The 26,116-nt window shown below is 40.9% G+C and carries 24 protein-coding genes; 16 read left to right on the top strand and 8 right to left on the bottom strand.

Features of this window, described 5'->3' with window-relative positions; genetic code table 11:
* The first annotated feature begins 90 nt into the window (after window positions 1-90).
* The 8 genes from CLV48_RS08455 to CLV48_RS08420 all read left to right on the top strand — a co-directional run bounded on the left by CLV48_RS08455 (window position 91) and on the right by CLV48_RS08420 (window position 7,087).
* Window positions 91-288, top strand: a complete 198-nt coding sequence (locus CLV48_RS08455; protein ID WP_106566837.1) for a hypothetical protein — start codon at window positions 91-93, stop codon at window positions 286-288.
* A gap of 390 nt (window positions 289-678) precedes the next feature.
* Window positions 679-1,359 carry a cytochrome c biogenesis protein CcsA gene (ccsA, locus tag CLV48_RS08450; protein WP_106566836.1) on the top strand — a complete coding sequence of 227 codons (681 nt, stop codon included), beginning with the start codon at window positions 679-681 and terminating at the stop codon, window positions 1,357-1,359.
* Window positions 1,360-1,409: 50 nt separating this feature from the next.
* Window positions 1,410-1,652: a CcmD family protein gene (locus tag CLV48_RS08445; RefSeq protein WP_211299919.1), complete on the top strand. Its 243-nt coding sequence runs from the start codon at window positions 1,410-1,412 to the stop codon at window positions 1,650-1,652.
* Window positions 1,653-1,697: 45 nt separating this feature from the next.
* Window positions 1,698-2,114 (top strand): cytochrome c maturation protein CcmE domain-containing protein, encoded by a 417-nt coding sequence (locus CLV48_RS08440; RefSeq protein ID WP_106566835.1) that lies wholly within the window; start codon window positions 1,698-1,700, stop codon window positions 2,112-2,114.
* A 31-nt stretch (window positions 2,115-2,145) separates the two neighbouring features.
* Window positions 2,146-4,677 carry a cytochrome c biogenesis protein CcsA gene (ccsA, locus tag CLV48_RS08435; protein ID WP_106566834.1) on the top strand — a complete coding sequence of 844 codons (2,532 nt, stop codon included), beginning with the start codon at window positions 2,146-2,148 and terminating at the stop codon, window positions 4,675-4,677.
* An 83-nt stretch (window positions 4,678-4,760) separates the two neighbouring features.
* The gene (locus CLV48_RS08430) at window positions 4,761-5,537 is read left to right on the top strand and encodes a Rossmann-like and DUF2520 domain-containing protein (protein ID WP_106566833.1); all 777 of its coding nucleotides are present in this window, start codon (window positions 4,761-4,763) and stop codon (window positions 5,535-5,537) included.
* A 255-nt stretch (window positions 5,538-5,792) separates the two neighbouring features.
* The gene (locus CLV48_RS08425) at window positions 5,793-6,353 is read left to right on the top strand and encodes a DUF502 domain-containing protein (RefSeq protein ID WP_106566832.1); all 561 of its coding nucleotides are present in this window, start codon (window positions 5,793-5,795) and stop codon (window positions 6,351-6,353) included.
* Between the two features lie 113 nt (window positions 6,354-6,466).
* A complete protein-coding gene (locus tag CLV48_RS08420) occupies window positions 6,467-7,087 on the top strand; it encodes a 3-keto-disaccharide hydrolase (RefSeq protein WP_106566831.1) in 621 nt (206 codons plus the stop codon).
* A 55-nt stretch (window positions 7,088-7,142) separates the two neighbouring features.
* Here the strand turns inward: CLV48_RS08420 and trxA (CLV48_RS08415) are convergent, their stop codons facing one another.
* Window positions 7,143-7,463, bottom strand: a complete 321-nt coding sequence (gene trxA / locus CLV48_RS08415; protein ID WP_106566830.1) for a thioredoxin — start codon at window positions 7,461-7,463, stop codon at window positions 7,143-7,145.
* A gap of 150 nt (window positions 7,464-7,613) precedes the next feature.
* Window positions 7,614-11,900 carry a DNA polymerase III subunit alpha gene (dnaE, locus tag CLV48_RS08410; RefSeq protein ID WP_106566829.1) on the bottom strand — a complete coding sequence of 1,429 codons (4,287 nt, stop codon included), beginning with the start codon at window positions 11,898-11,900 and terminating at the stop codon, window positions 7,614-7,616.
* Between the two features lie 150 nt (window positions 11,901-12,050).
* On the opposite strand from dnaE, the gene CLV48_RS08405 reads away from it, so the two are divergent.
* From CLV48_RS08405 to trxA (CLV48_RS08370), 8 genes are all read left to right on the top strand, one after another.
* Window positions 12,051-12,716, top strand: coding sequence for a CBS domain-containing protein (locus CLV48_RS08405; protein WP_106566828.1), 666 nt, complete (start codon window positions 12,051-12,053; stop codon window positions 12,714-12,716).
* A 10-nt stretch (window positions 12,717-12,726) separates the two neighbouring features.
* Window positions 12,727-13,602: an NAD kinase gene (locus CLV48_RS08400; RefSeq protein ID WP_106566827.1), complete on the top strand. Its 876-nt coding sequence runs from the start codon at window positions 12,727-12,729 to the stop codon at window positions 13,600-13,602.
* A 129-nt stretch (window positions 13,603-13,731) separates the two neighbouring features.
* A complete protein-coding gene (porG, locus tag CLV48_RS08395) occupies window positions 13,732-14,484 on the top strand; it encodes a type IX secretion system protein PorG (protein WP_106566826.1) in 753 nt (250 codons plus the stop codon).
* 80 nt (window positions 14,485-14,564) lie between these two features.
* Window positions 14,565-15,308 carry an undecaprenyl pyrophosphate synthase gene (locus CLV48_RS08390; RefSeq protein ID WP_106566825.1) on the top strand — a complete coding sequence of 248 codons (744 nt, stop codon included), beginning with the start codon at window positions 14,565-14,567 and terminating at the stop codon, window positions 15,306-15,308.
* Window positions 15,309-18,005, top strand: coding sequence for a BamA/OMP85 family outer membrane protein (locus CLV48_RS08385; RefSeq protein ID WP_106566824.1), 2,697 nt, complete (start codon window positions 15,309-15,311; stop codon window positions 18,003-18,005).
* Window positions 18,006-18,007: 2 nt separating this feature from the next.
* Window positions 18,008-18,538, top strand: a complete 531-nt coding sequence (locus CLV48_RS08380) for an OmpH/Skp family outer membrane protein (RefSeq protein ID WP_414734289.1) — start codon at window positions 18,008-18,010, stop codon at window positions 18,536-18,538.
* A gap of 19 nt (window positions 18,539-18,557) precedes the next feature.
* Entirely contained in the window at window positions 18,558-19,100 is a 543-nt protein-coding gene (locus CLV48_RS08375; protein WP_211299918.1) for an OmpH/Skp family outer membrane protein, read from the top strand.
* A 157-nt stretch (window positions 19,101-19,257) separates the two neighbouring features.
* A complete protein-coding gene (gene trxA / locus CLV48_RS08370; protein ID WP_483862455.1) occupies window positions 19,258-19,575 on the top strand; it encodes a thioredoxin in 318 nt (105 codons plus the stop codon).
* A gap of 56 nt (window positions 19,576-19,631) precedes the next feature.
* Here the strand turns inward: trxA (CLV48_RS08370) and CLV48_RS08365 are convergent, their stop codons facing one another.
* The 6 genes from CLV48_RS08365 to CLV48_RS08345 form a co-directional block, all read right to left on the bottom strand.
* Window positions 19,632-21,380, bottom strand: coding sequence for a M14 family metallopeptidase (locus CLV48_RS08365; RefSeq protein ID WP_106566887.1), 1,749 nt, complete (start codon window positions 21,378-21,380; stop codon window positions 19,632-19,634).
* 12 nt (window positions 21,381-21,392) lie between these two features.
* Entirely contained in the window at window positions 21,393-23,009 is a 1,617-nt protein-coding gene (locus tag CLV48_RS08360; RefSeq protein WP_106566821.1) for a M14 family metallopeptidase, read from the bottom strand.
* A gap of 61 nt (window positions 23,010-23,070) precedes the next feature.
* Window positions 23,071-23,214 carry a hypothetical protein gene (locus CLV48_RS20525; RefSeq protein ID WP_170068996.1) on the bottom strand — a complete coding sequence of 48 codons (144 nt, stop codon included), beginning with the start codon at window positions 23,212-23,214 and terminating at the stop codon, window positions 23,071-23,073.
* 83 nt (window positions 23,215-23,297) lie between these two features.
* Entirely contained in the window at window positions 23,298-24,221 is a 924-nt protein-coding gene (gene rsgA, locus CLV48_RS08355; RefSeq protein WP_106566820.1) for a ribosome small subunit-dependent GTPase A, read from the bottom strand.
* Entirely contained in the window at window positions 24,218-25,207 is a 990-nt protein-coding gene (locus CLV48_RS08350) for a Stealth CR1 domain-containing protein (protein ID WP_106566886.1), read from the bottom strand. Before CLV48_RS08350 ends, rsgA begins: the two co-directional genes overlap by 4 nt.
* Window positions 25,208-25,217: 10 nt before the next feature.
* The gene (locus CLV48_RS08345) at window positions 25,218-26,078 is read right to left on the bottom strand and encodes a glycosyltransferase family 2 protein (protein WP_106566819.1); all 861 of its coding nucleotides are present in this window, start codon (window positions 26,076-26,078) and stop codon (window positions 25,218-25,220) included.
* Window positions 26,079-26,116: the final 38 nt, after the last annotated feature.

Raw genomic sequence — 26,116 nt, 5'->3', positions numbered from 1 at the left:
ATATTTCTTTTATCTTTTATTGATACTTAGGTTTATGGATTCATGGAAGTCCAATAAGGTGAGGAAAAATGTAGGAGCTATCAATAGGATATGGAAGGAATAATCCGCATCAGTAGCCGGTTAATAGGATTTCATGAAGGGCATAATATCAGGACTTATCCCATCTGGCAAGTGGAAAATGTTCATTTGTCTCCAGGTGGGGGAGTTGTGGAAGTTTATTTGCAGCATCTAAAACAGCCATTGGTGATTATTTGGCCGGATTTCTTTGAATGCCAAGCTGCTAGTTAAAAGCGAGTAGGCAAATGTAATTTAACCCGAAATATGCATAAGAATTTCTACACTACTGCGCACAAGTTAATACGAGGTCATCCGCTGTGGCGGACATAATCAATCGTTTCAATGCATTTAGTTCATTCATCATAGAGATGACTATGTTTCACTTGCTAAATGCCTGATTCTTTTGTGTTATGACCTCTCCCTAAGAACTCTAATCTATAATTTGGGTTTAGTGTGTAATGAAAGTTTCGGCTGGTTTATGAAACACATGGCCCAACTATTATTCTTTAAAAAAGCCCTTTTTGTAAGTGCCGGTAAAACATTCGATAACTTATGTCATAAAAAGCACAGGAATCAGGAACTTATGCCTTATTTTTGCGCTTGAATTAGCAAAATCCTGTCATGAGAAATAGTTGGTGGAAAATCTTAGCTGTAGCCTTACTTGCTTATACCCTGACAGCTGGACTTCTTCTTGATGTACCTAGGCTTCCTATATTGAATGAAACAATTCGGGCTTTACATTTCCATGTGACCATGTGGTTTGGTATGATCATCATGTTGGTGGTAGCGGTGGTTTACAGTATCAAGTTTCTGAGAACCAACGATCTCAATCATGACGATATGGCAATTGAATTCACCAATGCAGCCATACTTTTTGGCGTATTGGGGATTGTGACCGGTATGCTATGGGCGAAGTTTACATGGGGAGATTATTGGTCAGGAGATCCAAAGCAGAACGCTTCCGCCATTGGCTTATTGATGTATTTTGCCTATCTGGTGCTGAGAAACTCCTTAAATGATGTACACCAAAGAGCCAGAATTGGTGCAGTGTACAATATCTTTGCTTTTGCAGCCTTTATCCCATTGATATTTGTGTTGCCAAGATTGACAGATAGTTTGCACCCGGGAAATGGAGGGAATCCAGGTTTTAATGCCTATGATTTGGACAGCAAATTAAGAATAGTGTTTTATCCGGCTATTATCGGTTGGACGCTTTTGGGAACCTGGATAAGTTCCGTACGTGTAAGGCTAAGGAGAGTGGAAAGGAAAATTGAAGACAGGCTGATCAACCAGGTATCATGAGAAGGAAAATCTTAAGTAGCAGCACTGTTTACCATAAATGAAATTATTAAATGAAAAAGTGGTTATTGATCTTGTTCCTGGTTTTTAGCCTTCAGGCTGTAGCTCAGGAGAAAATTGAAATTACAGAAGCGGATTACCAAAATTCCAGGGTGGAAATGGCCGATGTCATGCGATCTGAAGGTAAAATTTATGTGCTAGTAGGTATCATTGGGATCGTGTTTGCTGGAATATTGGTTTATATCATCAACACAGACAAAAAAGTCGCCAAACTTGAAAAACTGCTTCAGGAATGATCTGGGGAGATTAATTGTTTTTCGTTTAGGCAAATTGAAAATACTATGAAAAAAGGACATCTGATAGGACTTGGGGTTATTGCAGTGGCGATCATCATCATTGTATCCATGATTGGGGATGCAAGTACTTATGAAAGTTTTGCAACCGCCAAAGCGATGAAAATGAAAGGGGAAGATAAGGCCATCCATGTGGTGGGTGAGCTTAAAAAGAGTGCTGCCGGTGCTGTGGAAGGTATAGAAGTCAATGCTGACAAAACATCTTTCTATTTCATGATGGTAGACAATGATGGAACTGAGCAGAAAGTGTTTTATAATGAACCAGTCCCACCGGATTTTGCCAGGGCAGAACAAGTAGTGGTCATTGGTTCTTACAAAAACGAAGACCTATTCGTTGCAGACAAAATCCTGATGAAGTGCCCTTCCAAATATCAGGAAAATGAGGTCAGCACAGCTGGTATGTAATTCCTAAAAACCTTATTGATCAAAAAAGAACATGATAAATACCTTCATAGGTAATTTGGGTCATTTTGCAGTTATCCTGGCTTTTGTAAGTTCCTTGGTGACTGCTTTTGGCTATTACCAGTTTACAGTAGTTCCCGAACTTGAAAAGAAAACCTGGCAGCGTTTCAGCAGACTTGCTTTTTATATCCATTCAGCAGCAGGTATTACGATTGCCCTGGCATTATTTGAAATCATTTACAGCCATCGCTTTGAATATTTTTATGCTTATTCCCATTCCTCTAAAGCACTGCCTGTACACTACATGATTTCCAGTTTTTGGGAAGGTCAGGAAGGTTCATTTATCTTATGGATAGTTTGGAATGTGTTGTTGGGTCTGGTTTTGATAAGGACCAATAAAGCCTGGGAAGGCCCTGTAATGGTGGTATTTGCCTTGGTACAGGCATTCTTGGTTTCCATGATTTTGGGAGTGGTAATCGGAGATCTTAAAATTGGGAGCTCCCCTTTTATACTGTTGAGGGATGCGGTTAGCGCTCCGGTCTTTCAGATCAATCCGGATTTTGTACCTGAAGATGGTACTGGTCTGAATCCATTGTTACAAAATATCTGGATGGTAATTCATCCTCCCACACTATTCTTAGGGTATGCTACCACATTGGTGCCTTTTGCTTTTTTGATTGGAGGCTTAGCTACAAGAAAATATACTGAGTGGGTACGTCCGGCACTTCCATGGGCCCAGTTTTCGGCCATGGTCTTAGGCATGGGTATCATTATGGGTGCCTATTGGGCATATGTTACCTTGAACTTCGGGGGCTACTGGAATTGGGATCCTGTCGAAAATGCAGTGTATGTTCCCTGGCTAATTTTGGTAGCGGGAATCCATACCATGATTACTTTTAAGAAAAGTAGTACCGCATTAAAGTCTTCAATTGTCCTGATCATCGCTACTTTCATTTTGGTTCTATATGCTACCTTTCTGGTGAGAAGCGGTGTTTTGGGGGACTCTTCAGTTCACTCATTTACTGATTTGGGTCTATCCGGGCAGCTTTTGATTTACATGCTTTTCTTCCTTGCTGTTGCGGTTTACCTTGCCGCGAGACACTGGAAACATATCCCTTCTTCAGAGAAAGAAGCTTCTGTGTATTCCCGTGAATTTTGGATATTTATTGGAGCGATTACCTTGGCTTTGATGGCCTTTCAGGTGATTCTTCCAACCTCCATTCCTGTGTGGAATGCAATTGTGGAAAGCTTTGGTGGAATTTCCAATATGGCGCCTCCGGCAGATCAGGTTGGTTTTTATACCAAGTTCCAACTTTGGTTTGCTGTGACTGTTGCCTTATTGTCTGCTGTAGGGCAGTACTTCTGGTGGAATAAGATGGATGCCAAAGCTCTAAGAGAGGCATTGGTAATGCCTTATGTGCTTGCTGTAATCCTTTCTGCTGTCATTATTGTTTTTGGTAAAGTATACGATATTTCCTATATCGTTGTGGTGTTGGCGAGTACTTTTACTATAGTGGCCAATTCTACCATTTTGTATCGCTTAATCAAAAAATCCACCTTCAAACTGGCAGGAGGTTCTTTGGCTCATATCGGTTTGGGAATGGTCCTAATTGGGGTGATGTTTTCTTCTGGATATTCTCAGGTCATTTCCTTCAATATGTCAGGTCTTACTTACAGTAATGCCTGGGAAGATGAACTGAATAAGGAGCATGTACTTCTTTGGATAAATAAACCGACTCAAATTAAAGAATATACTGCCATTTATAGAGGTAGGCAGAAAAAAGTTAAAGGAGTTCCGGGACTTGTCAATGTAAATTTACTAAAATCTACTGACAATGTGAATGAGGCCATCGCTTTAGGGGATATCGTTTACAGAGGTAAGACCTTTTATGAAAAAGGAGAGAGAGTACCGATTGTCCTTGAAGAAAATGATTATTTCCAAATCGATTACTATAAAGGTGAAGAATACCAGTTTACACTGAATCCAATGTCCCAATTCAATACCAGTATGGGCTTGATTTCTTCTCCCGACTCCAGAAGGTTTATTGACAAGGATCTCTATACCTTTGTTTCTGCAATCAATGATTTTGAAGATCCAGAATGGAGAGAAGATGAGTTTTTTGAAGTGGCTCCTGGTGAAACCTTCTTTATCTCTGACTTTGTTACAGAATTTCAAGGAGGAGAAGTTCTTAACCAAATTGAAGGGGTAGACCTTAGAGATGGGGATGTGGCGGTAAAAGCCAAGCTCGTGGTGATGGATTATGATATTGAGAAAATTTTAGAACCTATCTTTATCATCAGAGGCAATCAGGTAGGGAAAATTCCAGCAATAGACAATGAATTGGGAGTAAAAGTCGAAATTGATAACATTCTTCCTGAATCCAATCAGTTTTCATTTAAGGTAAACAGGTACCAAAAGGATTATGTTGTATTGAAGGCCATTATCAAGCCGCAGATCAATATTCTTTGGGCAGGAACTATCATCATGTTGTTTGGGTTCTGTGTTGCGATTTACAGAAGATATGATGAATTCAGGAAAATGAGAGATAAAGGCTTGGAATATTGAAATCTTAAAAAATAGGACCCTGGAACTTTCTGGGGTTTTTTAATGCCTTTTAGAATCGGTCAAAAATCTTTTATCTTTCAGATATGAAGTTTAAAGTTGCACTATTAGGTACTGGAAATGTTGCCTGGCATTTGGCACCGGCTTTGGAAGAAGCGGGACATACGGTGACTGAAGTATATGGCAGAGACCTTGACAAAGTCCAACAAGTGACAAACAGGCTCTATACTGCTGAAGCTAAAACAGATCTGGATTTTTCAGATTCCGAAGCAGAAATCTTCATTTTGGCGGTCAGTGACCAAGCTATTTCGGAATTGGCTGATGAAGTTATTTTACCAGAGGGAAGTATTTTGGTACATACTTCGGGATCGGTTTCCTTAGATATTCTAGGGTATAGCTCTGCATCTTATATTGGGATTTTTTACCCACTTCAAACTTTTACCAAAAACAGAGAACTCAGTTTTGAAGATGTTCCCTTTTTATTGGAGTCGGAAGACGCTACTACTTTGCAGAAACTTAAAAAATTGGCCAAAAGCCTTTCGCCTCATCAATATATAGTCAAGTCTAAAGACCGGATGGCCTTGCATGTTGCGGCTGTATTTGCAAGCAATTTTTCCAATCACATGTTGCGATTGGCCGAGGAAATAATGGCTAGAAAGGGATTGGATTATGAAATGCTGAAACCTCTGATCATTGAAACAATAAGTAAAAGCCTTGAACTGGGTGCAAAAAAGGCTCAGACCGGTCCCGCTGTCCGTACAGATCTCAACACTTTGGAAACTCATTACCAATTTCTCAATTATAATGAGCAAGTAGCTGAGATATATAGACTTATTTCACAGGACATCATAGATTCTTATTGAAAAATACCCTGTACAGGGTATTTTTTAAGATTACTAATCTTCCTAACTTGCCCCTATCTAAGAACAATTTTTGGGGATAAGAGCCCGGTTAGCGGGACAGGCTTTTCTTTTTAGTGTTTGGTTGAACGTTTTGCAGAGATTAAAGGTGGTCAAATGAAAATTTGGCCACTTTTTATTGTTAGATGCACTATTTAACACACTTTATTTTTTTCTTTCGTAACTTTAATTGTCATTCCATTAAGCTTTATTTGAACTATGGTTTTTACTTACCGGAGAATTCTAACATACTTCTTTCGTGGGCTACTTTTTGTCGTTCCCATAGCTTTGACCATTTATGTAATAGTGCTGATTATTCAGTTTTTGGATGGAATCTTGCCTATCCCTATACCTGGTCTTGGTATTTTGATCATGCTTAGTTTTGTTACTTTTATTGGTTTTTTGGCAAGTATTTTCATCACAAAACCATTATTTGAGATTTTTGAAAGATGGGTGTTTAAAATTCCTTTGATCAATATCCTTTATACCAGTATCAAGGATTTAATGTCAGCTTTTGTGGGGGACAAAAAAAAATTCAATACTCCTGTGATTGTCAAAATGTCGGAAAATATCTCGAGATTGGGCTTTATTACCCAGGAGGATCTGGGAGTAATTGAAGAGGAAAATCTGGTGGCCATTTATTTCCCCCATAGTTATAATTTCTCTGGTAACCTCTATTTGGTGCCTAAAGAAAATGTAAGGATTCTTAATAACATCAGAAGTGCCGATGTGATGAAATTTATCGTTTCCGGTGGGGTTTCACATTTGGTAAGGGAGTAGGAGGAAGGTTCTAAAGGTGGATTTCGGATGGGATGAAGAATGAATAATGGGTAATAAAGGGGCAAGAAATGAATCTTACAAACCAATTAACATATACCTAAAAACAATTTAAGATGAAAAAACTAACGGTCTTTGTTTTGTTGCTATCCTTGTCACTGGCAGTCCATGCGCAGGACGGATGGATACCTTTGTTCAATGGAAAAAACCTGGATGGGTGGAAAATTTCCGAGAATCCCGATTCTTTTTCAATAGAAGAGGGTATCATCAAAATCGATGGGCCACGCGCCCACGCCTTCTATACAGGTGAGGTAAATGGAGGGGTATTTAAAGATTTTGAACTTATGGTGGAACTGAAGACCATGCCCAAAGCAAACTCTGGGATATTCTTCCATACTGTTTACCAAGAAAAAGGATGGCCTGACAAAGGATATGAAGTTCAGGTCAATCAGACCCATGGAGACTGGAGGAAGTCAGGCAGTCTTTATTCCTTCAATGATGTAAAGGAAACATATGTACAGGATGGGGAGTGGTATACTACCCATATCATTGTCAAAGGTGACCATGTAACAGTCAAACTGAATGGAAAAACTGTGATGGAATATGTGGAGTCCAAAGATGGAAACAGACCTGCCAATGCAGGGGAGAAAAGAATTGATAAAGGTACATTTGCCATTCAGGCCCATGATCCTGAAAGTGTTATTTATTACAAAAGCATCAAAGTCAAGGTACTATAAAAAAATAATCCCGAAGCATTCGCTTCGGGATTATTTTTTTATAGCAATTTTTCTTTTAGAGAACTGCATCCAATTTTTGAGCAAGAATAGCCTTAGGAACAGCACCCACTTGCTTGTCAACAATCTGACCTCCCTTGAAGAACATCAAAGTAGGAATACTTCTGATGCCCAAGGCTGAAGCTACAGCTGGGTTGGAGTCCACATCCACTTTGCCTACTACGGCTTTTCCTTCATAATCACCTGCCAATTCTTCCACGATTGGGCCGATCATTTTGCATGGACCGCACCATTCTGCCCAAAAGTCCACCAAAACAGGCTTGTCTGATTTTAATATTTCTTCAAAGTTAGCGTCAGTAATTTCAATTGCTTTTGCCATCGTATTGATAATTTTGTTTTTGCTAGAATTTCAAATATAATATCCAAATTTAAATTCCCCGTAAATAGTTCCAAATCAGGTTGAATAATTCATGTAAATGAACTCCTCGCTGAAAGAAACCCTTTCAGATTTTCCCAACTGCCCGTATCATCAAATAATCTGGTAAACTACCTCTGGGATCTGTCCTAAATCTTTGATCATTTCATTGGAAGGATCTACTGTGTACCGCTTGGACATGAGGTCCAGAGTGATATTTTCTTTACTGTCAATAATATTGATGTAGAGTTTGGCATCCCCCTTAAATTTTTTGGTTATTTCCTCCAGCTTTTCCATCAGATCATAGTTCAGATCGTCCAGGTCTATATTTACCCTTAGTCCTTTGATCATTTTGCCACGTACATCGCTGAGCAGCATCATGTTGTTGACCTTGAATTCAAACTCATTTTCCTTCCATTTGTTTGGATGGACAGAACCTGTAAGATAAATAAACCAACCGGTCATGAAGTATTCTTTGTACTTGATGTAATCCTCACCGAAAAGGAAGAAAGTATGCCCTCCATGATAATCCTCCATGGTCAATGTACCAAAAGGCTTGCCTGTTTTGGTGGTCCTGTGCGCAAAACCGGTGACCATTCCTGCAGCCTTTATTTCTCCCTTTTTCTTCAGGTTATCCATATCGGTAAACTCAGGCAGAGGGGTATTGGTAAAGGACTCCATTTCCACCCTGAATTGATCCAATGGATGGCCAGAAATATATAGGCCTACAACCTCTTTTTCGATATTAAGGGCTTGTAATTGACTGAAAGGCTCCATAGGAGTTACAGAAGGTAGGGGTACCTCCATTCCTGAGCCTCCGCCAAACAAGCTCACCTGTGCACTCTCAGATTCCTGTTGCACTTTCTGGGCATATTTTACCGCCTTTTCCAACAATGTGACATCACCATCTGGTGCCTCCAAATACTGGCGGCGATGGTGTTGTGGAAAACAATCAAAACTTCCTGCCATAGCAAGAGATTCCAGTGATTTTTTGTTTAATGCCCTGTTATTGACCCGCTTACAGAATTCGAAAATATTGCTGTATTTCCCGTTTTTCTCCCTTTCCTCTACAATGGCTTCCACAGCTGCTTCACCCACGCCTTTGATAGCTGCCATTCCAAACCGTATCTGTCCTTCTTTGTTTACAGTAAATCCACTCTTGGACTCGTTGACATCAGGTCCCAATACAGAAATGCCCATTCGCTTACATTCTTCCATAAAGAAAGTGACCTGTGTGATGTCGTTCATGTTGTTGCTCAAAACAGAGGCCATATATTCTGCTGGATAATGGGCTTTCAAATAAGCAGTCTGATAGGCAACCCAGGCATAGCATGTGGAGTGGGATTTATTGAAGGCATAAGAAGCAAATGCCTCCCAGTCCTTCCATATTTTTTCCAGCTTTTTGGCATCATGTCCCTTGGCAGAAGCCTGTTCCACAAACTTAGGCTTCATTTTGTCCAAGACGTCCTTTTGTTTCTTACCCATGGCCTTTCGGAGCACATCCGCCTCACCTTTGGTAAAGCCTGCTAACTTCTGTGATAAAAGCATTACCTGTTCCTGGTACACCGTAATTCCATAGGTCTCCTCCAGGTACTCCTGCATATCGTCCAAATCATAAGTGATCGGTTCTTGGCCATGCTTTCTCTTAATAAAGGAGGGGATGTATTCCAAAGGCCCTGGGCGGTACAGGGCGTTCATGGCTATCAGATCAGCAAATACGGTAGGTTTTAATTCCCGCATGTATTTTTGCATACCAGGGGATTCGTACTGGAAGATGCCGACAGTTTCTCCTCTCTGGAACAGTTCGTATGTTTTGACATCATTTATTGGGAAATTATCCGGATCCAGTTCAATACCATGTCTCTCTTTTACTATTTTGGCAGCATCCTTTATTAAGGTGAGAGTCTTCAGCCCCAGGAAATCCATCTTGAGGAGACCGGCACTTTCCACAACTGAGTTGTCAAATTGGGTACATACCATATCCGAATCTTTGGCCAAGGCCACAGGCACAAAGTTGGTGATGTCATCAGGAGTGATAATTACACCACAGGCATGAATGCCGGTATTCCGAACTGAGCCCTCTAGTACCTTTGCCTGATTGATGGTTTTGGAGAGTTCATCCTGTCCTTTGGAAATGCGGATCAACTCTTCGGCTTTGGTCATGTCCTCGCCATTGCCTTTTAGTTTTTCAGAAAGTTTCGCTCTGTCTTTGGATAGATCAAACAAAACTTTGAGTTTGATGTCCGGTACCAGTTTGGCCAAACGGTCTGCTTCTGACAAAGGGAGATTAAGGACCCTTGCAGTATCCCTGATGGCTGATTTGGCGGCCATAGTACCATAGGTAATGATCTGGGCCACCTGATTAGAGCCATATTTGTTGATCACGTAGTCAATGACTTTTTGCCTCCCCTCATCATCAAAGTCAATATCTATATCGGGGAGTGAAACCCTGTCCGGGTTAAGGAACCTCTCAAATAGCAAGTCATATGCAATCGGATCCACATTGGTGATACCTATGCAGTATGCGACTGCCGAACCAGCCGCTGATCCCCTTCCTGGACCTACGGATACACCCATTTTGCGGGCTGCGCCTGTAAAGTCCTGCACAATCAGGAAATAACCGGGATACCCCGTTCTTTCAATGGTTTCCAGTTCAAAATCCAATCTTTCTTTGATCTCATCATTGATCACCGGATAGCGCTTTTTGGCTCCTTCATAGGTGAGGTATCTCAGATAAGCATTTTCGCCACGCTTTCCGCCATCGAGATCATCTTCCGTATGTTTGAATTCTTCAGGTATATCAAATTTTGGCAACAATACATCCCTCTGTAGCTTGTATGTTTCTATTTTTTCTACAATCTCACTGGTACAGGCAATGGCATCCGGAAGGTCAGCAAAAAGTTTTTTCATCTCCTCTGGACTTTTAAGGTAAAATTCCTCATTAGGAAAACCATAACGGAATTCCCTACCCCGTTTGCCTACATATTTTTTCGGCTTTTCTACCAATTCCCCATCCTTGACACATAGGAGGATGTCATGTGCTTTGGCATCCACTTTTTGGTTGTAATAGGTATTGTTAGCTGCAAAATATTTGACCTTGTATTTTCTGGCAAATTGGAGCAATACTTCATTTACTTTTTCCTCCTCAGGAATTCCATGACGGTTAAGTTCCACGTAAAAATCCTCTCCGAACTGATCGAGCCACCATACAAAAGCTTCTTCTGCCTGTGTGTCGCCTACATTGAGAATAAGGTAAGGGATTTCACCCCAAAGGCCACCTGTGGTGGCAATTAGATCACTTTTGTATTTGACCAATAATTCCTTGTCAATCCTTGGAACATAATAGTATCCCTCAATATTGGCATAAGAAGCAAGTTTGGCTAGGTTATGGTAACCGGCTTTATTTTTAGCCAGAAGTACAGTCTGGAAACCGTCATCTTTGGTGGATTTGTTTTTTCTGTCCCGGCAAAGGTTGAATTCACAGCCAATGATTGGTTTTATGTCAGCAGAAAGTGCTGCCCTTACAAAATTGAATGCCCCCATCATATTCCCATGATCGGTCATGGCAATGGCTGGCATGTTCATTTCTTTGGCGAGAGCTATCAAAGAAGGGATTTCTGATGTAGCCTGCAGTACAGAATATTGGGTATGTACGTGGAGATGGGAAAATGGCATATCCACCATTTCCGAAATATCGGCTGTACCTGCAGCTTTTAAAATTTCCTTAGCGGCTGACTTAGTTTCATCTTTCGCAGCTGCAAAATTTGCGGCATCCAATTTTGGAGCTTCATAAATGACTTCGGTATAGCTAACACCGGGTTCGGTCTTGATAACCTGCTGGGTGATTAGCCCAAAAAAGCACTTTGCTGTTGCGTCAACGTCATAAGCGGCATCATGGGCATCTGCAAATCCATTTCCAAAAAGTTTTTGGTGCAGTTCAGTTAGGGTTGGCCATTTGAATTTACCCCCTTTACCGCCGGGGATGGCACAGAAATCAGTGGCCAGGTCTTTGGTGTCCAGTTCCTGCATCTCCCTGATTTTCATGGGGATTTGCTTTCTAAGAAACTCCGAGCCTACTACATTGATATCAAAACCGATATTGTGACCTACCAGGTATTGGGCTTTTTCCACATCTTCATGGAAAACCTGAAGTACTTTTTCAAGATCATGCCCCTCTTTGTTTGCCCTGGCCGTGGAAATACCATGGACTTTTTCGGCATTGTAGGGAATGGTGAAACCTTCCGGTTTAACAATGTAATTATGATTGGATATCAATTTTCCCCTGGAATCATGAAGCTGCCAGGCAATTTGGACCAGCCGGGGCCAGTTGTCCAAATCCTCCATTGGGGCGTCATAATTCCTTGGTAATCCTGTGGTTTCGGTATCAAAAACTATGTACATACAAACTCCTGAATTTTGGAACTTCTAAAATAAGGGATATCCTTTGGAGCTGTCGCATCACTGGCACAAATTGTCAGGAATTATTTTATTTGAACCAGATACTTGACAGACCTGTTTTATATTTCGGAACAATTTAAATATCTTTAGTCCATGCAGGCGTACGAATTCATCAATAATCTCATTCCACCTTTGAAACCAACGGATAAGGCTAAGATGGCTTTGTCTTGGATGGAGGAGATTAGAACCAACGTTTTGCCTGTGATAGAAAATGGGAATTTTCTTGGATTTTTGACAGATGAGAAGATTTATACTAAGAACAAACCTGATTCAAAGATTGCAAAGTTAGACTTAATAAGCCCATCCTGTTTTGTCTATATGGATAAGCATATCTATGATGTCATAAAGGTTTCTTCTGAATTTGATATCAACATGGTGGCAGTGGTAGATAGGGACAAAAAATACCTGGGTGTGGTTACTATGGAAGATGCAATAGGAGCCTTTGCCGATACTCTTTCCATCCAATCCCATGGCGCAGTACTGGTCCTGTCAATGTATATGACGGATTATAGCCTTTTTGAAATTGCCAGGATCATCGAGTCTGAAAATGCCAAGATTTTGAGTAGTTTTATTTCCAATGACCCACTGGATGACAGTAAGATCAAGCTGACTTTGAAATTGGACAAAATGGAATTGAGACATATCAAAGCCACCTTAGAGAGATTTGGCTTTAAAATAATCGACCAATATCAGGAAGAAAATAATATCAGTGAAGAGCAGGAAAGAATTGATAATCTTTTCCGATTCTTGAATATTTAAAAGCTCAGCAATGAACATTGTGCTACATGGAATCAACCTGCAAAAGGAATTTATTCCATTTATCGAACAATTGATAGATTTATTAAAAAACCGGGGTATCCGGATTTTTTTTACAGAAAGTTTCTCCAAATCATTTAAAAAGCCGCATACAAAAGTGACCGAAGCCAATGTGATCACTTCTATGGAGGAGGTAAAGGATATGGATTTTGCGCTTTCGGTAGGTGGTGACGGAACCCTTTTGGATACAGTCATCCAAGTTGGAAGGATGGAGACTCCTATTGTGGGTATCAATACAGGAAGGATGGGTTTTTTGGCGACCGTGGCCAAGGAAAATATCCAAAAGGCCATCAATGACCTGCTTGAGGGGAAGTATAGTCTGGAGTCTAGGACTTTGGTCAGCTTGGAATCCTCCAAACCTGTTTTTAATGGGATGAATTTTGCCCTGAATGAGTTTACAATACACAAAAGAGATACCTCTTCCATGATTATTGTCCATACTTATATCAATGGCCAATATCTCAACAGCTATTGGGCAGATGGGTTAATCGTGGCGACACCCACTGGCTCTACCGGCTATTCATTGAGTTGTGGTGGGCCATTGATTACCCCAGGTGCCAAGAATTTTGTAATCACTCCTGTTAGCCCCCATAACCTCAATGTAAGGCCGATCATTGTTTCGGATGAGTCGGTCATCAGTTTTCAAATAGAGGGAAGATCCGAGAAATTCCTTATTTCTTTGGATTCAAGGTCCACTGCCATTGATGCTACTGTAGAACTCAAACTGAAGAAAGCTGATTTTTCAGCCATGTTGGTCAAATTTTATGGTTACAGCTATTTTGATACATTAAGGCAAAAGTTAAATTGGGGCTTTGATATGAGAAATTAGACTGGAATATTTTCAATTTCCGAACATTTGGTTTAGCTTTCTAAAAGCTTGTTAATCTTAACAAAAATTAACCCCTGAAATACTAAGTGGGGTTTTTATATCGTTTTGTACTTCATAAATTGCATCGTCTTGAATAAAGTCAACATTCGGTTAATCCTTTCCCTGTTAATGCTTTCTATAGGAATGCTTACAGACCGGGTCTTTGCGCAAAGTTATGATTTTGGTGGAGGTCTGGGAGTAGCCACCTACACCGGAGATCTGGTAAGGAGGTTTGATCAGGGAAATGTTGGTCTTCAAGGGACGTTGTTTGGCAGACGAAATTTTGACAATGTGTGGTCTTTACGGGCAGGGCTGTCTTTTGGTAGATTGGCAGCGGCAGATTCTGTTTCCCGTATTGACTTGCCTTCCATTAATAGAGACGCATATTTTAAAGGAAACGTCTATGAACTGACAGCTGTTATGGAATATCATTTTATTGATTTTCTACATCCTCAGTCCATGTACAGGTTTTCCCCATATGGGTTTTTCGGATTGGGTTATTCCTATTTCAGTGGGACTGGCAGAAGCTATTTTGCAGATCAAGAAGCAGGAGATTATAGCGTAAGTACCCCGGTGATTCCTTTTGGAATTGGTATCAAATATAAATTGAACGACAAGTGGATGCTCGGTGCGGAATTGGGATTTAGGGCTACATTTACCGACCTTTTGGATAAAGTAGATGGAAAGTTACCGGTCAATCCAATAATGGTTCCGGATGCCAATGGGGTTAATCAACCTTCAAGGATCAGCCGTGGCAATTACAGCGATAATGACTGGTATTACTTTTTTGGTCTGACAATCAGTTATTCCTTCAATAACATCAAATGCTACATTTACAATTAATTGAGCATTAGGTTAGAATATTGGAAAAGAAATAGCATTTTTGTACCTCCAAAAATAAGAGTGGATTCTTTACACCCGGAATGAAGGAATTATTAGACAGGAATAACATCCCCCAACATATAGCGATTATCATGGACGGGAATGGGCGTTGGGCCCAGAAGAAAGGCGCCATGAGGATTTTTGGTCATAGAAATGCTCTTACGGCTGTAAGGGAATCCATTGAAATATCAGCCGAAATCGGAGTTAAATTCCTCACACTTTATGCGTTTTCAACAGAAAACTGGGCCAGACCCCAGGATGAAGTCAATGCCCTGATGGAAATCCTTATCAGTTCTATCACGGATGAGGTCCCTACCATGATGAAAAATAATATCAGGCTTTCTTCCATCGGTGACATCAAAAGCCTTCCTTCTTCTGCCCAGGCAAAACTAAAGGAGGCTAAGGAACTTACTGCCCAAAACACAGGATTAACTGTATTGCTTGCTCTCAGCTATAGTGGCAGGTGGGAAATTGAAAATGCGTTTAAGGAGATTGTCAAAAAAGTAGTTGAAGGACAGATTAGCATAGAACAGATCAATCAGCAAGTAATTGCTGATCATTTGGATACAAAAGGGGTACCTGACCCCGAGTTATTGATCAGGACAAGTGGTGAGCTGAGGATCAGCAATTTCTTATTGTGGCAATTGGCCTACACAGAGCTGTATTTTACAGAAGTTCTGTGGCCTGACTTTAGGAAGGAGCACTTATTGGAGGCTGTATTGGATTACCAAAGAAGGGAGCGGAGGTTTGGAAAAACAACTGCCCAGATTAAATCAAAACCTTGAATGAAGCGGAGTACATTAATACTTTTAATGATAATATGGGCAGTAACTGCCCAGGCACAGATCCGATTGGGGCAAAGTAGATTTACCCCGGCAAAGCCTGTTGATATTTTGGAACTGAATTATTCCAAGCCACAAAAATTCAGAATTGCTGAGATCAAAGCAGTAGGGCTCGCTACTTTAGATGAGGTAGCTGTTATTTCACTTTCAGGTCTAAGAGTAGATGATGAAATTTCCGTTCCCGGAGATGCTATATCTAATGCACTCAAAAAACTTTGGGGACAAGGAATTATAGGGGATGTAAAAATCTTGGTTACTAAAATTGAAGGAGATGATATTTATCTGCTTTTGGAACTTACAGAGAGACCAAGATTCTCCCGTGTTGAATTCACTGGCGTCAATAAAACCCAGGAAGGTGAGCTTAAGGATAAGATTAAAATCCGCGGGAGGGTAGTAAGGGACGATGTACTCAGTACTTCGCAAAGAAATATCCGCCAATACTTTGTGGACAAGGGATTTCTGAATACCGAAGTAAAAGTGATTCAGGAGAGGGATACAACTTTACCAAATAGTGTGAAAATCCGGTTTGATGTTGACACCAAAACTAAAGTCAAGATCAATAGGGTTAATATCTATGGGAATGAGGAAATTTCTGATAAAAAATTAAAAGGGAAACTTAAAAAGACTAAGGAGCATCCCAGGATGCATTTCTTCAGGGAATTGGCATCAAGGATTTCTAACACTACACCCAAATCTGCAAAAGAGGCAATCATTTACAGGAATGTGGTCAGCGATGAGCAGGTAAAGGACTATTTTAACAGGAATTTCAAATTGAATTTCTTTGTATCTTCCAAATATGTGGCAAAGGATTTCAAAGAAGACAAACAGAAGCTGATTGGTTTTTATAATTCCAGGGGTTTCAGAGACGCAGAAGTCATTGCAGATTCTACGTACAGGCATTCCGACAATACCATTAATGTAGACATATCGCTGGAAGAGGGAACTAAATACTATTACAGAAATATAACTTTCTTAGGCAATTATTTACATCCATCAGAAGTATTGCTTGCCCGACTGGGCATAGAAAAAGGAGATGTTTATAACAAGGAAAAACTAGAGAAAAGATTGAATTACGATCCTCAAAAAGAGGATGATGTCAGTTCCCTTTATCAAAATGACGGATACCTTTTCTTCCAGATAGATCCTGTGGAGGTAGCTGTGCAGGGTGATTCCATTGATATTGAACTGAGGATTTTTGAAGGTCCGCAGGTTACTGTAAATTCTGTAAATATTGAAGGTAATGAAAGGACATCTGACCATGTAGTCATGAGGGAGATCAGGATCCTTCCAGGACAGAAGTTTAACAGGAGCTTGTTGGTAAGGACTATCAGGGAACTTTCGCAATTGGGATATTTTGATCCGGAAAAGATCGAACCGGATATGAGACCCAATTTTGAGAATGCCACGGTTGATATTACTTTCAAATTAGAAGAAAGGCCCAATGATCAGATAGAATTATCTGGTGGATGGGGAGGATTCTTTGGATTTGTGGGTACAGTAGGTTTGGTGTTCAATAACTTTTCCATCAAGAATATCGGTAATTTTGAAAAATGGAGACCGCTTCCTGTAGGTGATGGACAAAGGCTTTCCTTGAGGGTGCAGGCAAATGGGCGGACATTCCAGAATTACAGCATCTCTTTGACCGAACCTTGGTTTGGAGGTAAAAAACCTAATGCTCTTTCAGTAAGTTTTAACCACTCTGTACAGCGTCAGATTGACTTTAGAAGTGGTAATTTAGATCAGATATTAGGTTCATTTAAAATTACAGGGGCTACAGTTGGTCTTTCTAAAAGAGTTACCTGGCCTGATGATTACTTTATGGTAAGTAATTCCCTGACCTTTCAGATTTATGAATTTGACCGTTTTGGAACCAGCTTTGGTCTAAGTTTCCCGACTGGAAGGGCAAACAGTTTGGCCTTCAACAATACAATTGCAAGGAACAATATCGACAACCCTATTTATCCAAGACTTGGTTCCAATATTTCCTTGACGACTACCTTTACACCTCCTTATGCCTCGCTCAATCCGAATATAAACAGGGAATCCCCTGATGAGGAGAAATTCAGATGGCTTGAATATCATAAGTGGATGTTTGATGCCTCTTTCTTTACACCCGTTTTTGGTTCATCCAAATGGGTAATCAGTGCAAGGACACATATGGGATTCTTGGGCTCGTATGGTGATCGAATCGGCATCATTCCATTGGAGAGATTCGTATTGGGTGGGGATGGAATGAACTTCAATAACTTTGCCCTTGGACAGGAAATTATTGGATTGAGAGGGTATGAGAACCAAGCTATTACTCCGGGAAGAGAATCCCGATTCGATCCCAATAGAACCGAAGGTTATGGGGGTATCGTTTATAATAAGCATGTGATGGAATTGAGATTCCTGGTTTCTCCTAACCCTTCAGCCACTATCTTCCTGCTTGGCTTTGCGGAAGCGGGTAACAACTGGGGATCCTATGCGGAATTTAATCCGTATAACTTAAAGAAATCTGCTGGTGTGGGTGCAAGAATCTTCATGCCTGCATTTGGTTTGCTTGGGCTGGATTGGGGCTATGGTTTTGACCCACTTCCTGGGCAAGTACAAAGAAGCGGCCCTCAATTCCACTTTACTATTGGTCAGCAATTCAGATAATGATGGAAAGATCACTCAAATTGTTATTTTTGTTTGGTTTTATCGGCACCCTACTTGCTTGGAGTCCGGTATACGCCCAGAAATTTGGATATATTGATTCTGAATTTCTATTAAACAAGCATCCTGATTACAAGTTGGTTCAGAATGAATTGACATCCCTGAGTGAGCAATGGAAAAAAGAGGCACAAAAATTGGAGCAGGAAATCAAGGAGATGCGCTCCAACCTGAAGGCAGAAGAAGTTTTGCTGACCGAGGAAATGTATCAGGAAAGGCTTTTGGCCATCCAGGAAAAGGAGAAACAGGCCATTGCATTCAATAACCGGGTATTTGGTATCAACGGTCAGTATTACCAAAAACAAGCTGAATTATTGCAACCTTTACAGTCAAAGATCTTTGACGCAATTGACAAAGTCTGCAAAAGGTTCAATCTTGCAGTGCTGTTTGACAAGGCTTCAGGGCCATTAATGATTTATTCAGATCCGAGGCATGACTATTCGGAGTTTGTGCTTCAGGAATTAGGTTTAGAAAAATAAAAATTAATTAACTAGAACAATGATGAAAGTAAAAGTTATCCTTTCCGCAATCGCGATAATTTGCGTAGGATTCGTAGCTCAGGCCCAGTCTGATATCAAAATTGGTTATACCAATGTAGAGCTTTTAATGGACTTGATGCCAGAGATGGAGCAAATCGGTGCAGATATTCAAGACTATCAGACCCAATTGCAGACCAATATGCAAACCAAAGCCCAGGACTTTGAAAGGAGAGTTCAATCTTATCAGCAAGCAGCTCCTACTATGACAGAAGATGCGAGAGCTCAAAGAGAGCAGGAGTTGAGGAGATTGCAGCAAGAATTGCAAAAAGCTGAGCAGGATGCACAGGTAGCCTATCAAAGAAAACTTCAGGAACTGCTTGAGCCGGTACAGCAAAAGGTGTTCAATGCTATCAATTCTGTGGCCGCTGAACATAATTATACACATATCTTCTCCGAATCTGCAGGAAATTCACCTATCCTGTTGTACACCAGAGATGATGATAAATTTACTGAGTTGGTTTTGGCCAAATTGGGTATACAGTTACCTACCCGACCAAATTAATAATCCATTCATCGCGTGAAGGATTGGCCTGTCTCTTTTGGGGACGGGCTTTTTTGTGCCTTTTGTTCCAGAACTTTCCAGGGGTAGTTTTTGTATTTAATACATTCAATTCCTTGATTAATACATTCCCAAGGAGCTGGCGTTATATCAGGAAAAATTGCAGGTATCTATGGCAAAGAATAAATTTAAAAATGTAATCCAGGCTACAGATGAAGCTGTTTTGGTAGATTTTTTTGCGGAGTGGTGTGCTCCTTGTCAGACTATGAATCCTGTTTTGGATGCTGTGGTGGAAGAATTGGGTGGTAAATTGAAATTGTATAAACTTAATGTTGATAAAAATCCACAGGTCAGTTTGCAGTTTGGAGTACGATCAATTCCCCATTTTATCCTTTTCAAAAGAGGGAAGATACTTTGGAGAAAAGGGGGATACATGACCAAGAAAGAATTGCTTCAGGCCTTGAAGGGTTTTATATAAAAAAAGCTCCAAGGTTCAGAATCCTTGGAGCTTTTTTGTTTAAGCAGCTTTAGTGTCTATTTTTTCCAACTGGCTTTGCCACCTTTAGCAGAGTCAATGTCAATGCTGAAGCTGCCACCTCCTGTTACAATCCAGCGCACCTTTACTGCTCCCATACCTGGGATATTTTCCACTTCTAGTTTTTCAGGGCTGATCTTTTGTTCCTTCAGTTTATTGAAATCCTCATTTTCTACAATGAAGCCCGCAACCACCTTTGCACCTGAAATGCTTACGTAATTAGGCCTTTCGATCTTATACTTGATGTCCTGAGAGGAATGGGTAGGGATCAATCGCTCATTGAAAATAGTAGCAGTAATTTCTTTTAAACCGCCTCCAAGATCTTTCTCTTTCACTTCTGATATACTCAATTTGGGAGTATGGTAAGCGTGTAGTATGGTAAAGGCAGAATTTCTATGGGCATCCTGCTCCATCAGGAATCCTGGATGTAACCTGCCGAAGTTTTTCTTGAATCCTCCTATTTCTATTTTACCGAATTGAGGGTGATCATACTCTTCCCAGTTGACAAATGCATCACCAAAGGTAAGGTAGGTATCCACTTTCAATTGCTCATCCTGATTGCCACGACCTGCATTTTGATGGAGATACAAATAGGAGGTCATCAGTTCATTGGAGTAAGTAAATATTCCCCTTCCTCCATAAAACCAATCTAATTGTCCTCCAAAAACAGAATAAAGATCCTTGTACACTACCAAGTATTTATATCCGGGCATAAACTCTTCTCCTTTCTTGGCAATTGCATCATATACCCTTACATCCGAAGCATTGTAGGTGTTTAGGTCTTCTTCTGCTCCTGGGCCTCGTAGGATCATTCCGCCATAGTTATGGTAACTTTGGGCAGCTGCTATGTTAGGATGCTTCATCACAAACTCCATAACCGCTCTGTTTTCAGGTACAGAGAATGGATATTTCCAAGCACCCCTTTGGATGTAATCCGGCTGCCAATTCCATGCCCAGTCCCTATTGGGATCATAATAACCTATACCATCCTCATTGACTTCACCATCCCCGTCCATATCATAACCTTCATATCCAAGCATTTCATATTCTCCTTTTTGATCGGCTGCGACAGGGATTAATTTTCTCGGATCCATTTTGTCTTTGATAAATCTTCCGGTTGAAGACTTTCTGATCATCATGGTGATATGTCCATCTTTATTGAGGTCATTGAATGGGTCTTCCCCGGCAAGACCATCACCATCATTGTCCAATACAATCATTCCGGACCGTGGGGAGTTTTGGTTGTTCGCTTCCTTGATAAAAGAATCATGAGCGTCCGGGTTGATGGTAGGGGCGATATAGAAAGTTTTGTCTTTCAATAGCTGCGTGATAAATTCCAGGTCTCCATACATTTCGGTCAAATACCAGGCAGTATAAAGTGCAAATTCGGTTCCTTGTATTTCGTTGGAATGGATATTACCATCGATCCACATGGCCGGTTTGTCCTCTGCTTTTCCTGTCTTGAAATCGGTGATGGTCAGTACCCATATATCATTTCCCTGGTAAGATTTACCAATACTTTCCAGCTTTACCAGATTGGGATGCTGTTTCACCATGTTTTTCATGATTTCCTCTAAGGCCAGGTTGGTATGGTACCTGTTCCAAGAAACCTGCACTTTTGGATTGTGAGGAGTTCCGATAGCCCGGAAATACCTGTCCTGTCCCACTTGGGCAGAGGTCTTAGTTATCCCTGCAAAGCTGATTGCTGCTCCAAGGGCTGCTGTATATATCCAATTTTTGATTTTCATCTTCATGTTGGTTTAAAGTCTCACATTTAGGGTGGCAAAACCAGTGTGTGCTGCTCCGGCTTTGAGGTCCACTGATCCCGAACCTTTTACTATCCAGCTCAAACTGACATTTTCGTAAGCGCCAAGTTTGTTAATCAATTTGATTTTGTCACCGGAAATAATGTCCTTGGCATCTCTGTTGATGTCCACCCTTACCTTCCTCAACCATCGGGATTTTTCTCCCATATCCGAATGGGTAGGTAGAGGAGAATTATTGAATAAATCCACTGAGATCCGGGTTAGTCCATTCCCTAGTTTTTCTGTTTTGAGGTTATGGAATTCCATCTTTGGACTTATTTCTGCCAATTGGATAATGAAATCGGTATGTTCTTTGGCAATCTCATTGACCATGGCATAAGGAGGGTTATGTAATGCGAATGGTCTGATGCCTCCCACTTCGACTTTTTGGCCTGGGAAATCAGGATGGTTGACCGAAGCCCAGGGAACAAATACATCATTTAGCCCTTGTCCTGAAGCCCATGCCAGGAAATTTGCCTCGGTATTGCTATAAGATTTACCATCTTCTCCTTTCACTTCAGGTACCCACCAACCCGGGGTGCTGAAACTCAGTCTCCCAAAATGGAAATAGGCCCATTGGAAAAAGTCCCCATCAGTTCCCTGATTGGTTTGGTTGTAGGCTTTTTGGGATACGGTCTTGTTATAGATGCCGGAGACCATGCTATTGATAGCAACGTCTTTTTCCAACATGGAGGTAATGATCCTTTTTCGGGCATCAGCTGCATTGTATTTCAATGGGGCAGAAAGATTGTTTGCAGGGCTGAAAGTAACAAAAGCATAGATGTTCCATTGGTCAAAAAGGTAATCCAGTAAAGCACGGCTTTCCTTTTCAGATACAGCATATTCACCTGCCAAAGGGGTAAAGATCGGGAATTTGTAAGTCATGTTTCTGTTGAAGGCAATACCCTCTCTCAGATCTTCCCCGAATTTACCGTCCTTGTCATTGTCCCTGCTTTCAGGGAATACCATATAGGCTCCTTTTTCTCCTTTGGAGCGGTCGGCTTTTACCATCACTCTTTCATCCGAGGATAAAGTCATGTAATCTCCCATAGGAGACTCTACACGCATCAATGTGATCAATCCATCCTTGTTGAGATCTTCATAGCCATCTTCTGAAACTCTTCCATCCCTGTCATGGTCCACATTGGAAGCATTTCCCCTCCTCTCATATTTGAGAGAAGCATGGTATTGCTCGTAAGCATCAGGGGACATGTTTGGGAATACATAGAAAGTGGTCCTTTCCAAGATTTGGCTGTGTTCCTTTACCAGTCTTTCAGCAAACTGTACGGCAAGTTCTACACTGAGTACATGGAAACCTTCTGCACCGCCGACTACTGCGATTGCCGGCTTGTTATCCATATCACCTTTGCCGATTTTTAATACCCAAATGTCCTTTCCTCCCTCGGTTTTGGTCAGTGAGCTCAATTTGGCAGCACTGCCACTTCCTGAGATAGCCTGTAGTCTTTGGGTTACCTGGCTTAAAGTGGGATAATCCCCCTGTGCCAGTGTAGTTGAATGGACAGAAAAAAGCATTCCTGCCCCTGCAACCAACGATAGATACATTTTCTTCATAAAGTATATCAGGTTTAGTTTTTTTGAACAAATAGGACATGACATGGTCCACTTGCCGCACCTATGTTACAAAAAATACATGGTTTAATAAAAGTGGATTAGCTGTGTTGATACCATAGGTTTTGAAAGGTTTTCCGATTGGATAAGCGGGTTTGTCTTCCTGGTCATTGGTTATTTTGGCATTAGTAACCAAAGTAACGCGCATAGCAATCGGGTCTTAGGTATTGTGGTTTTTGAAATCAAATGTAGCTCCAAAAATTTCTCCGGAAAGTTATTGAAATCAGGACTTTATTTATGACTTTCCTCTTCAAACAAGATATTGACATAACTGTCGTATCGATAGGGATGGATATACCCTTCTTCCAGTTTTTCAAGTACGATGCACCCGGGTTCATTGATATGTTTGCAGTTGTTGTATTTGCATTGCCCCAGGTATTGCCGCATTTCCACAAAGTAGTGAGAGAGTTCCTGTTCTTCGATATCCAATATACCAAACTCCTTGATGCCCGGAGTATCGATAAGAAAGCCGCCTTCCCCCAGCTCAAACATTTCCGCAAAAGTAGTGGTATGTACACCCTTGGCGCTGAATTTGGAAATCTCCTTGGTGGCCTGTTGGGCCTGAGGTACCAGCTTATTGAGAAAAGTTGATTTGCCGACACCTGAATGACCGGATAGAAGAGTGGTTTTGCCTTGGAGAAGTGGTAGGAATTTTTCTTTCAAATTTTCGCCTTTTAAAGCAGAAATCTCCAGAACAGGATAGCCAATGGGTTCATAGATTTCTTTGATGGTTTCCAGGTATTCCAGGTCCTTTTCCTTGTAGGATTCATCCATTTTATTGACCAAGATAGTAGCCGGGATCCGGAAACTCTCTGTGCTGACCAAAAAACGGTCAATAAAACCCAAAGAAGTCCTTGGATTTCTAAGGGTGACAATCAGGAATGCCTGATCAATATTAGAGGCCAGAATATGGGAAAAATGGGTCTTCCGGGTTGATTTCCGGATGATGTAATTTTCTCTGGGAAGAATGTCCGTGATCACTGAGGTGGATTGGTTTTCCTCCTTTTCGATAAGCACAAAGTCTCCTACGGCGATGGGGTTGGTCAGTTTGAGTTCATCCTGCTTGAATTTTCCCCTTAACCTCGCTTGAATATTGCCAGTGTCCGTTTGTACTGAATACCAACTTCCTGTGGATTTGATGACCCTTCCTTTCATGAATTTTGAAATTTAAACCTATTTTCCAGCCAGTTCCAAAGGTATTTCCTCAATGATTCCGGACATTGGTCCAGGTTCTGAACGCATAGGAATTTGATGTTTTGCTTTCTATCACATTTTTCCAATTTTTCTTTTAGGTATCCCGATTTTCTTTTGGAAGGTTGCAGATAAGCAATATCTGACTTTTTTATATTTTTATTTCCGCGGGCGAGTGTGCTATGATTGACGATGGATGCTACATTGAATTGGGTGTGGAACCTAAACCTATGAGATATATTGCTGATCAGTAAATCCGGGTTGTTGGTGTAGAAATCCTCCAAAATTGATTTTTTCATTACACAAGGAGTATGGTCCATTCCAAAATAAAACCATCTGAAGCCCATAATTTTCGCAGACATCCACTGTTTGATGTTATAGGATGGCTTAGGCTCATAGTTTTTGATTACCAGTTGTTTGAGTTTTCTTAACCCATGCCGGACACTTGCCGATGGTAGCCAGGTTCCCCGAAGTACAATTTCATTGTTTATAAACCAGTCCTCTTCTTTTAGAGGGCGTATCAGGAACATGTCGTCATTGAAGTAAACAAAATTTTCTGAGAGGCCAGGAATTCTCCAAAGCATATTTTCAATGGTGCTGCTGTTGAAGGTGGGCAAGTAAGATTCATAACCACTGAAAATGACTTTGTGGTCCACGATCAGAACATCGTCTTTTCTTTGGGGGAAATATTTTTCAAGTTCAGGTCCCAGATTTGGGTCCTGATTGTCGGTGACTATAAAGACTTTCCTGATAAATGGGGCAAAAGTGAGTATGGATAGCACACAGTATTTGATTTCTCCTGCAGAAGCAAACCTGGTAGCTTCTGTACTGAATACCTGTTTACGTGACTTTTCAGGAAGGTATTGGTTCATTTTTTCCCTGTGTTTGGGTTCATTTCCATCCACCCAGGCTATGACTACATCTATTGGCCCTCTTTTTTCGGAATCCATTTGCACTTGATTAAATAATACCCTTAAAACGGTCAGGTATTCTGACCACCAGTTTCCACTTGAGCATTGTGGGCTTATTCCAGGCCCACAAGGGTCTGGCAAAAGTCTGAAATTTTCTGGCTAAACTTAGCCACTTTTCGTCTGTTTTGGCTTTCGATTTGGTGACAATGTCAATGGTTTTAGCCCTCTTTTTGATATGCCCGGCTCTTCCAGTTGCCATCCTGTCTTTATCCAAAAAACGGTCTTGAATCATTTTGTAATCTACGGACCCAAAATGAAATAAATATAAGTTGGGATCTATCCTGAAGTTATGCCCTTTTACCCGGTGAAATCCTGAACCCCAGTTTACAGGTTGGGAAATGACTGATGGTTTGGTGTACCGAGAGGAAAGCAGTGCATATTCTCTTTGATCCAAAAATGGCCTCTCTTTATCTAGGTCAGCTTCTTTTCCTAAGATTTGTCCAACATCCATTCCAAGTCCTGAAACTGAAGGGTTAATTTCGATTTCACTGAGGTAAGAGGCCAGGCTTTTTCCGACTTTCGGGTCGACCACCAAAAATTCATCTGCATCTACCCCAATGATAATATCATATTGTCCCAACAGTGAATGGGCTACTTTTGAAAGAAATCCTAGACGACGTTTTTCTGCCTTTATTACGTGTTCTGCTACTCTTTTTTCATGGATAACATTGACTTTTCCGGCATTTGCAGGAATAGGTTGATCCTCTCCATCCAGGTAGATGAAGCAATTTTCTTCGCCTAGCTCTTTTCCATAATATTTGATCCAACGGGAAAGGAAGAAGTCATCATTTCTCGCCATGGTGATCACTGCGATTTTTTTGAGAGTTGGAGAAGTTTGATTTTTGGACATGAAAACAGAATTGATTGAGTAGAAGCAAAGTTAAGTTT

Source organism: Cecembia rubra, assembly GCF_003014575.1.
Taxonomy (GTDB): domain Bacteria; phylum Bacteroidota; class Bacteroidia; order Cytophagales; family Cyclobacteriaceae; genus Cecembia_A; species Cecembia_A rubra.
The sequence above is the reverse complement of the archived record's forward strand: the minus strand, read 5'-3'. Positions and strand labels throughout refer to the sequence as shown.

Bases quoted from the DNA above. Each gene is read 5' to 3' on its own strand.
- CLV48_RS08455 (WP_106566837.1), top strand. From the start codon at position 91: ATGGAAGGAATAATCCGCATCAGTAGCCGGTTAATAGGATTTCATGAA.
- ccsA (WP_106566836.1), top strand. From the start codon at position 679: ATGAGAAATAGTTGGTGGAAAATCTTAGCTGTAGCCTTACTTGCTTAT.
- CLV48_RS08445 (WP_211299919.1), top strand. From the start codon at position 1,410: ATGAAAAAGTGGTTATTGATCTTGTTCCTGGTTTTTAGCCTTCAGGCT.
- CLV48_RS08440 (WP_106566835.1), top strand. From the start codon at position 1,698: ATGAAAAAAGGACATCTGATAGGACTTGGGGTTATTGCAGTGGCGATC.
- ccsA (WP_106566834.1), top strand. From the start codon at position 2,146: ATGATAAATACCTTCATAGGTAATTTGGGTCATTTTGCAGTTATCCTG.
- CLV48_RS08430 (WP_106566833.1), top strand. From the start codon at position 4,761: ATGAAGTTTAAAGTTGCACTATTAGGTACTGGAAATGTTGCCTGGCAT.
- CLV48_RS08425 (WP_106566832.1), top strand. From the start codon at position 5,793: ATGGTTTTTACTTACCGGAGAATTCTAACATACTTCTTTCGTGGGCTA.
- CLV48_RS08420 (WP_106566831.1), top strand. From the start codon at position 6,467: ATGAAAAAACTAACGGTCTTTGTTTTGTTGCTATCCTTGTCACTGGCA.
- trxA (WP_106566830.1), bottom strand. From the start codon at position 7,463: ATGGCAAAAGCAATTGAAATTACTGACGCTAACTTTGAAGAAATATTA.
- dnaE (WP_106566829.1), bottom strand. From the start codon at position 11,900: ATGTACATAGTTTTTGATACCGAAACCACAGGATTACCAAGGAATTAT.
- CLV48_RS08405 (WP_106566828.1), top strand. From the start codon at position 12,051: ATGCAGGCGTACGAATTCATCAATAATCTCATTCCACCTTTGAAACCA.
- CLV48_RS08400 (WP_106566827.1), top strand. From the start codon at position 12,727: ATGAACATTGTGCTACATGGAATCAACCTGCAAAAGGAATTTATTCCA.
- CLV48_RS08390 (WP_106566825.1), top strand. From the start codon at position 14,565: ATGAAGGAATTATTAGACAGGAATAACATCCCCCAACATATAGCGATT.
- CLV48_RS08385 (WP_106566824.1), top strand. From the start codon at position 15,309: ATGAAGCGGAGTACATTAATACTTTTAATGATAATATGGGCAGTAACT.
- CLV48_RS08380 (WP_414734289.1), top strand. From the start codon at position 18,008: ATGGAAAGATCACTCAAATTGTTATTTTTGTTTGGTTTTATCGGCACC.
- CLV48_RS08375 (WP_211299918.1), top strand. From the start codon at position 18,558: ATGATGAAAGTAAAAGTTATCCTTTCCGCAATCGCGATAATTTGCGTA.
- CLV48_RS08365 (WP_106566887.1), bottom strand. From the start codon at position 21,380: ATGAAAATCAAAAATTGGATATATACAGCAGCCCTTGGAGCAGCAATC.
- CLV48_RS08360 (WP_106566821.1), bottom strand. From the start codon at position 23,009: ATGAAGAAAATGTATCTATCGTTGGTTGCAGGGGCAGGAATGCTTTTT.
- CLV48_RS20525 (WP_170068996.1), bottom strand. From the start codon at position 23,214: ATGCGCGTTACTTTGGTTACTAATGCCAAAATAACCAATGACCAGGAA.
- rsgA (WP_106566820.1), bottom strand. From the start codon at position 24,221: ATGAAAGGAAGGGTCATCAAATCCACAGGAAGTTGGTATTCAGTACAA.
- CLV48_RS08350 (WP_106566886.1), bottom strand. From the start codon at position 25,207: ATGGATTCCGAAAAAAGAGGGCCAATAGATGTAGTCATAGCCTGGGTG.
- CLV48_RS08345 (WP_106566819.1), bottom strand. From the start codon at position 26,078: ATGTCCAAAAATCAAACTTCTCCAACTCTCAAAAAAATCGCAGTGATC.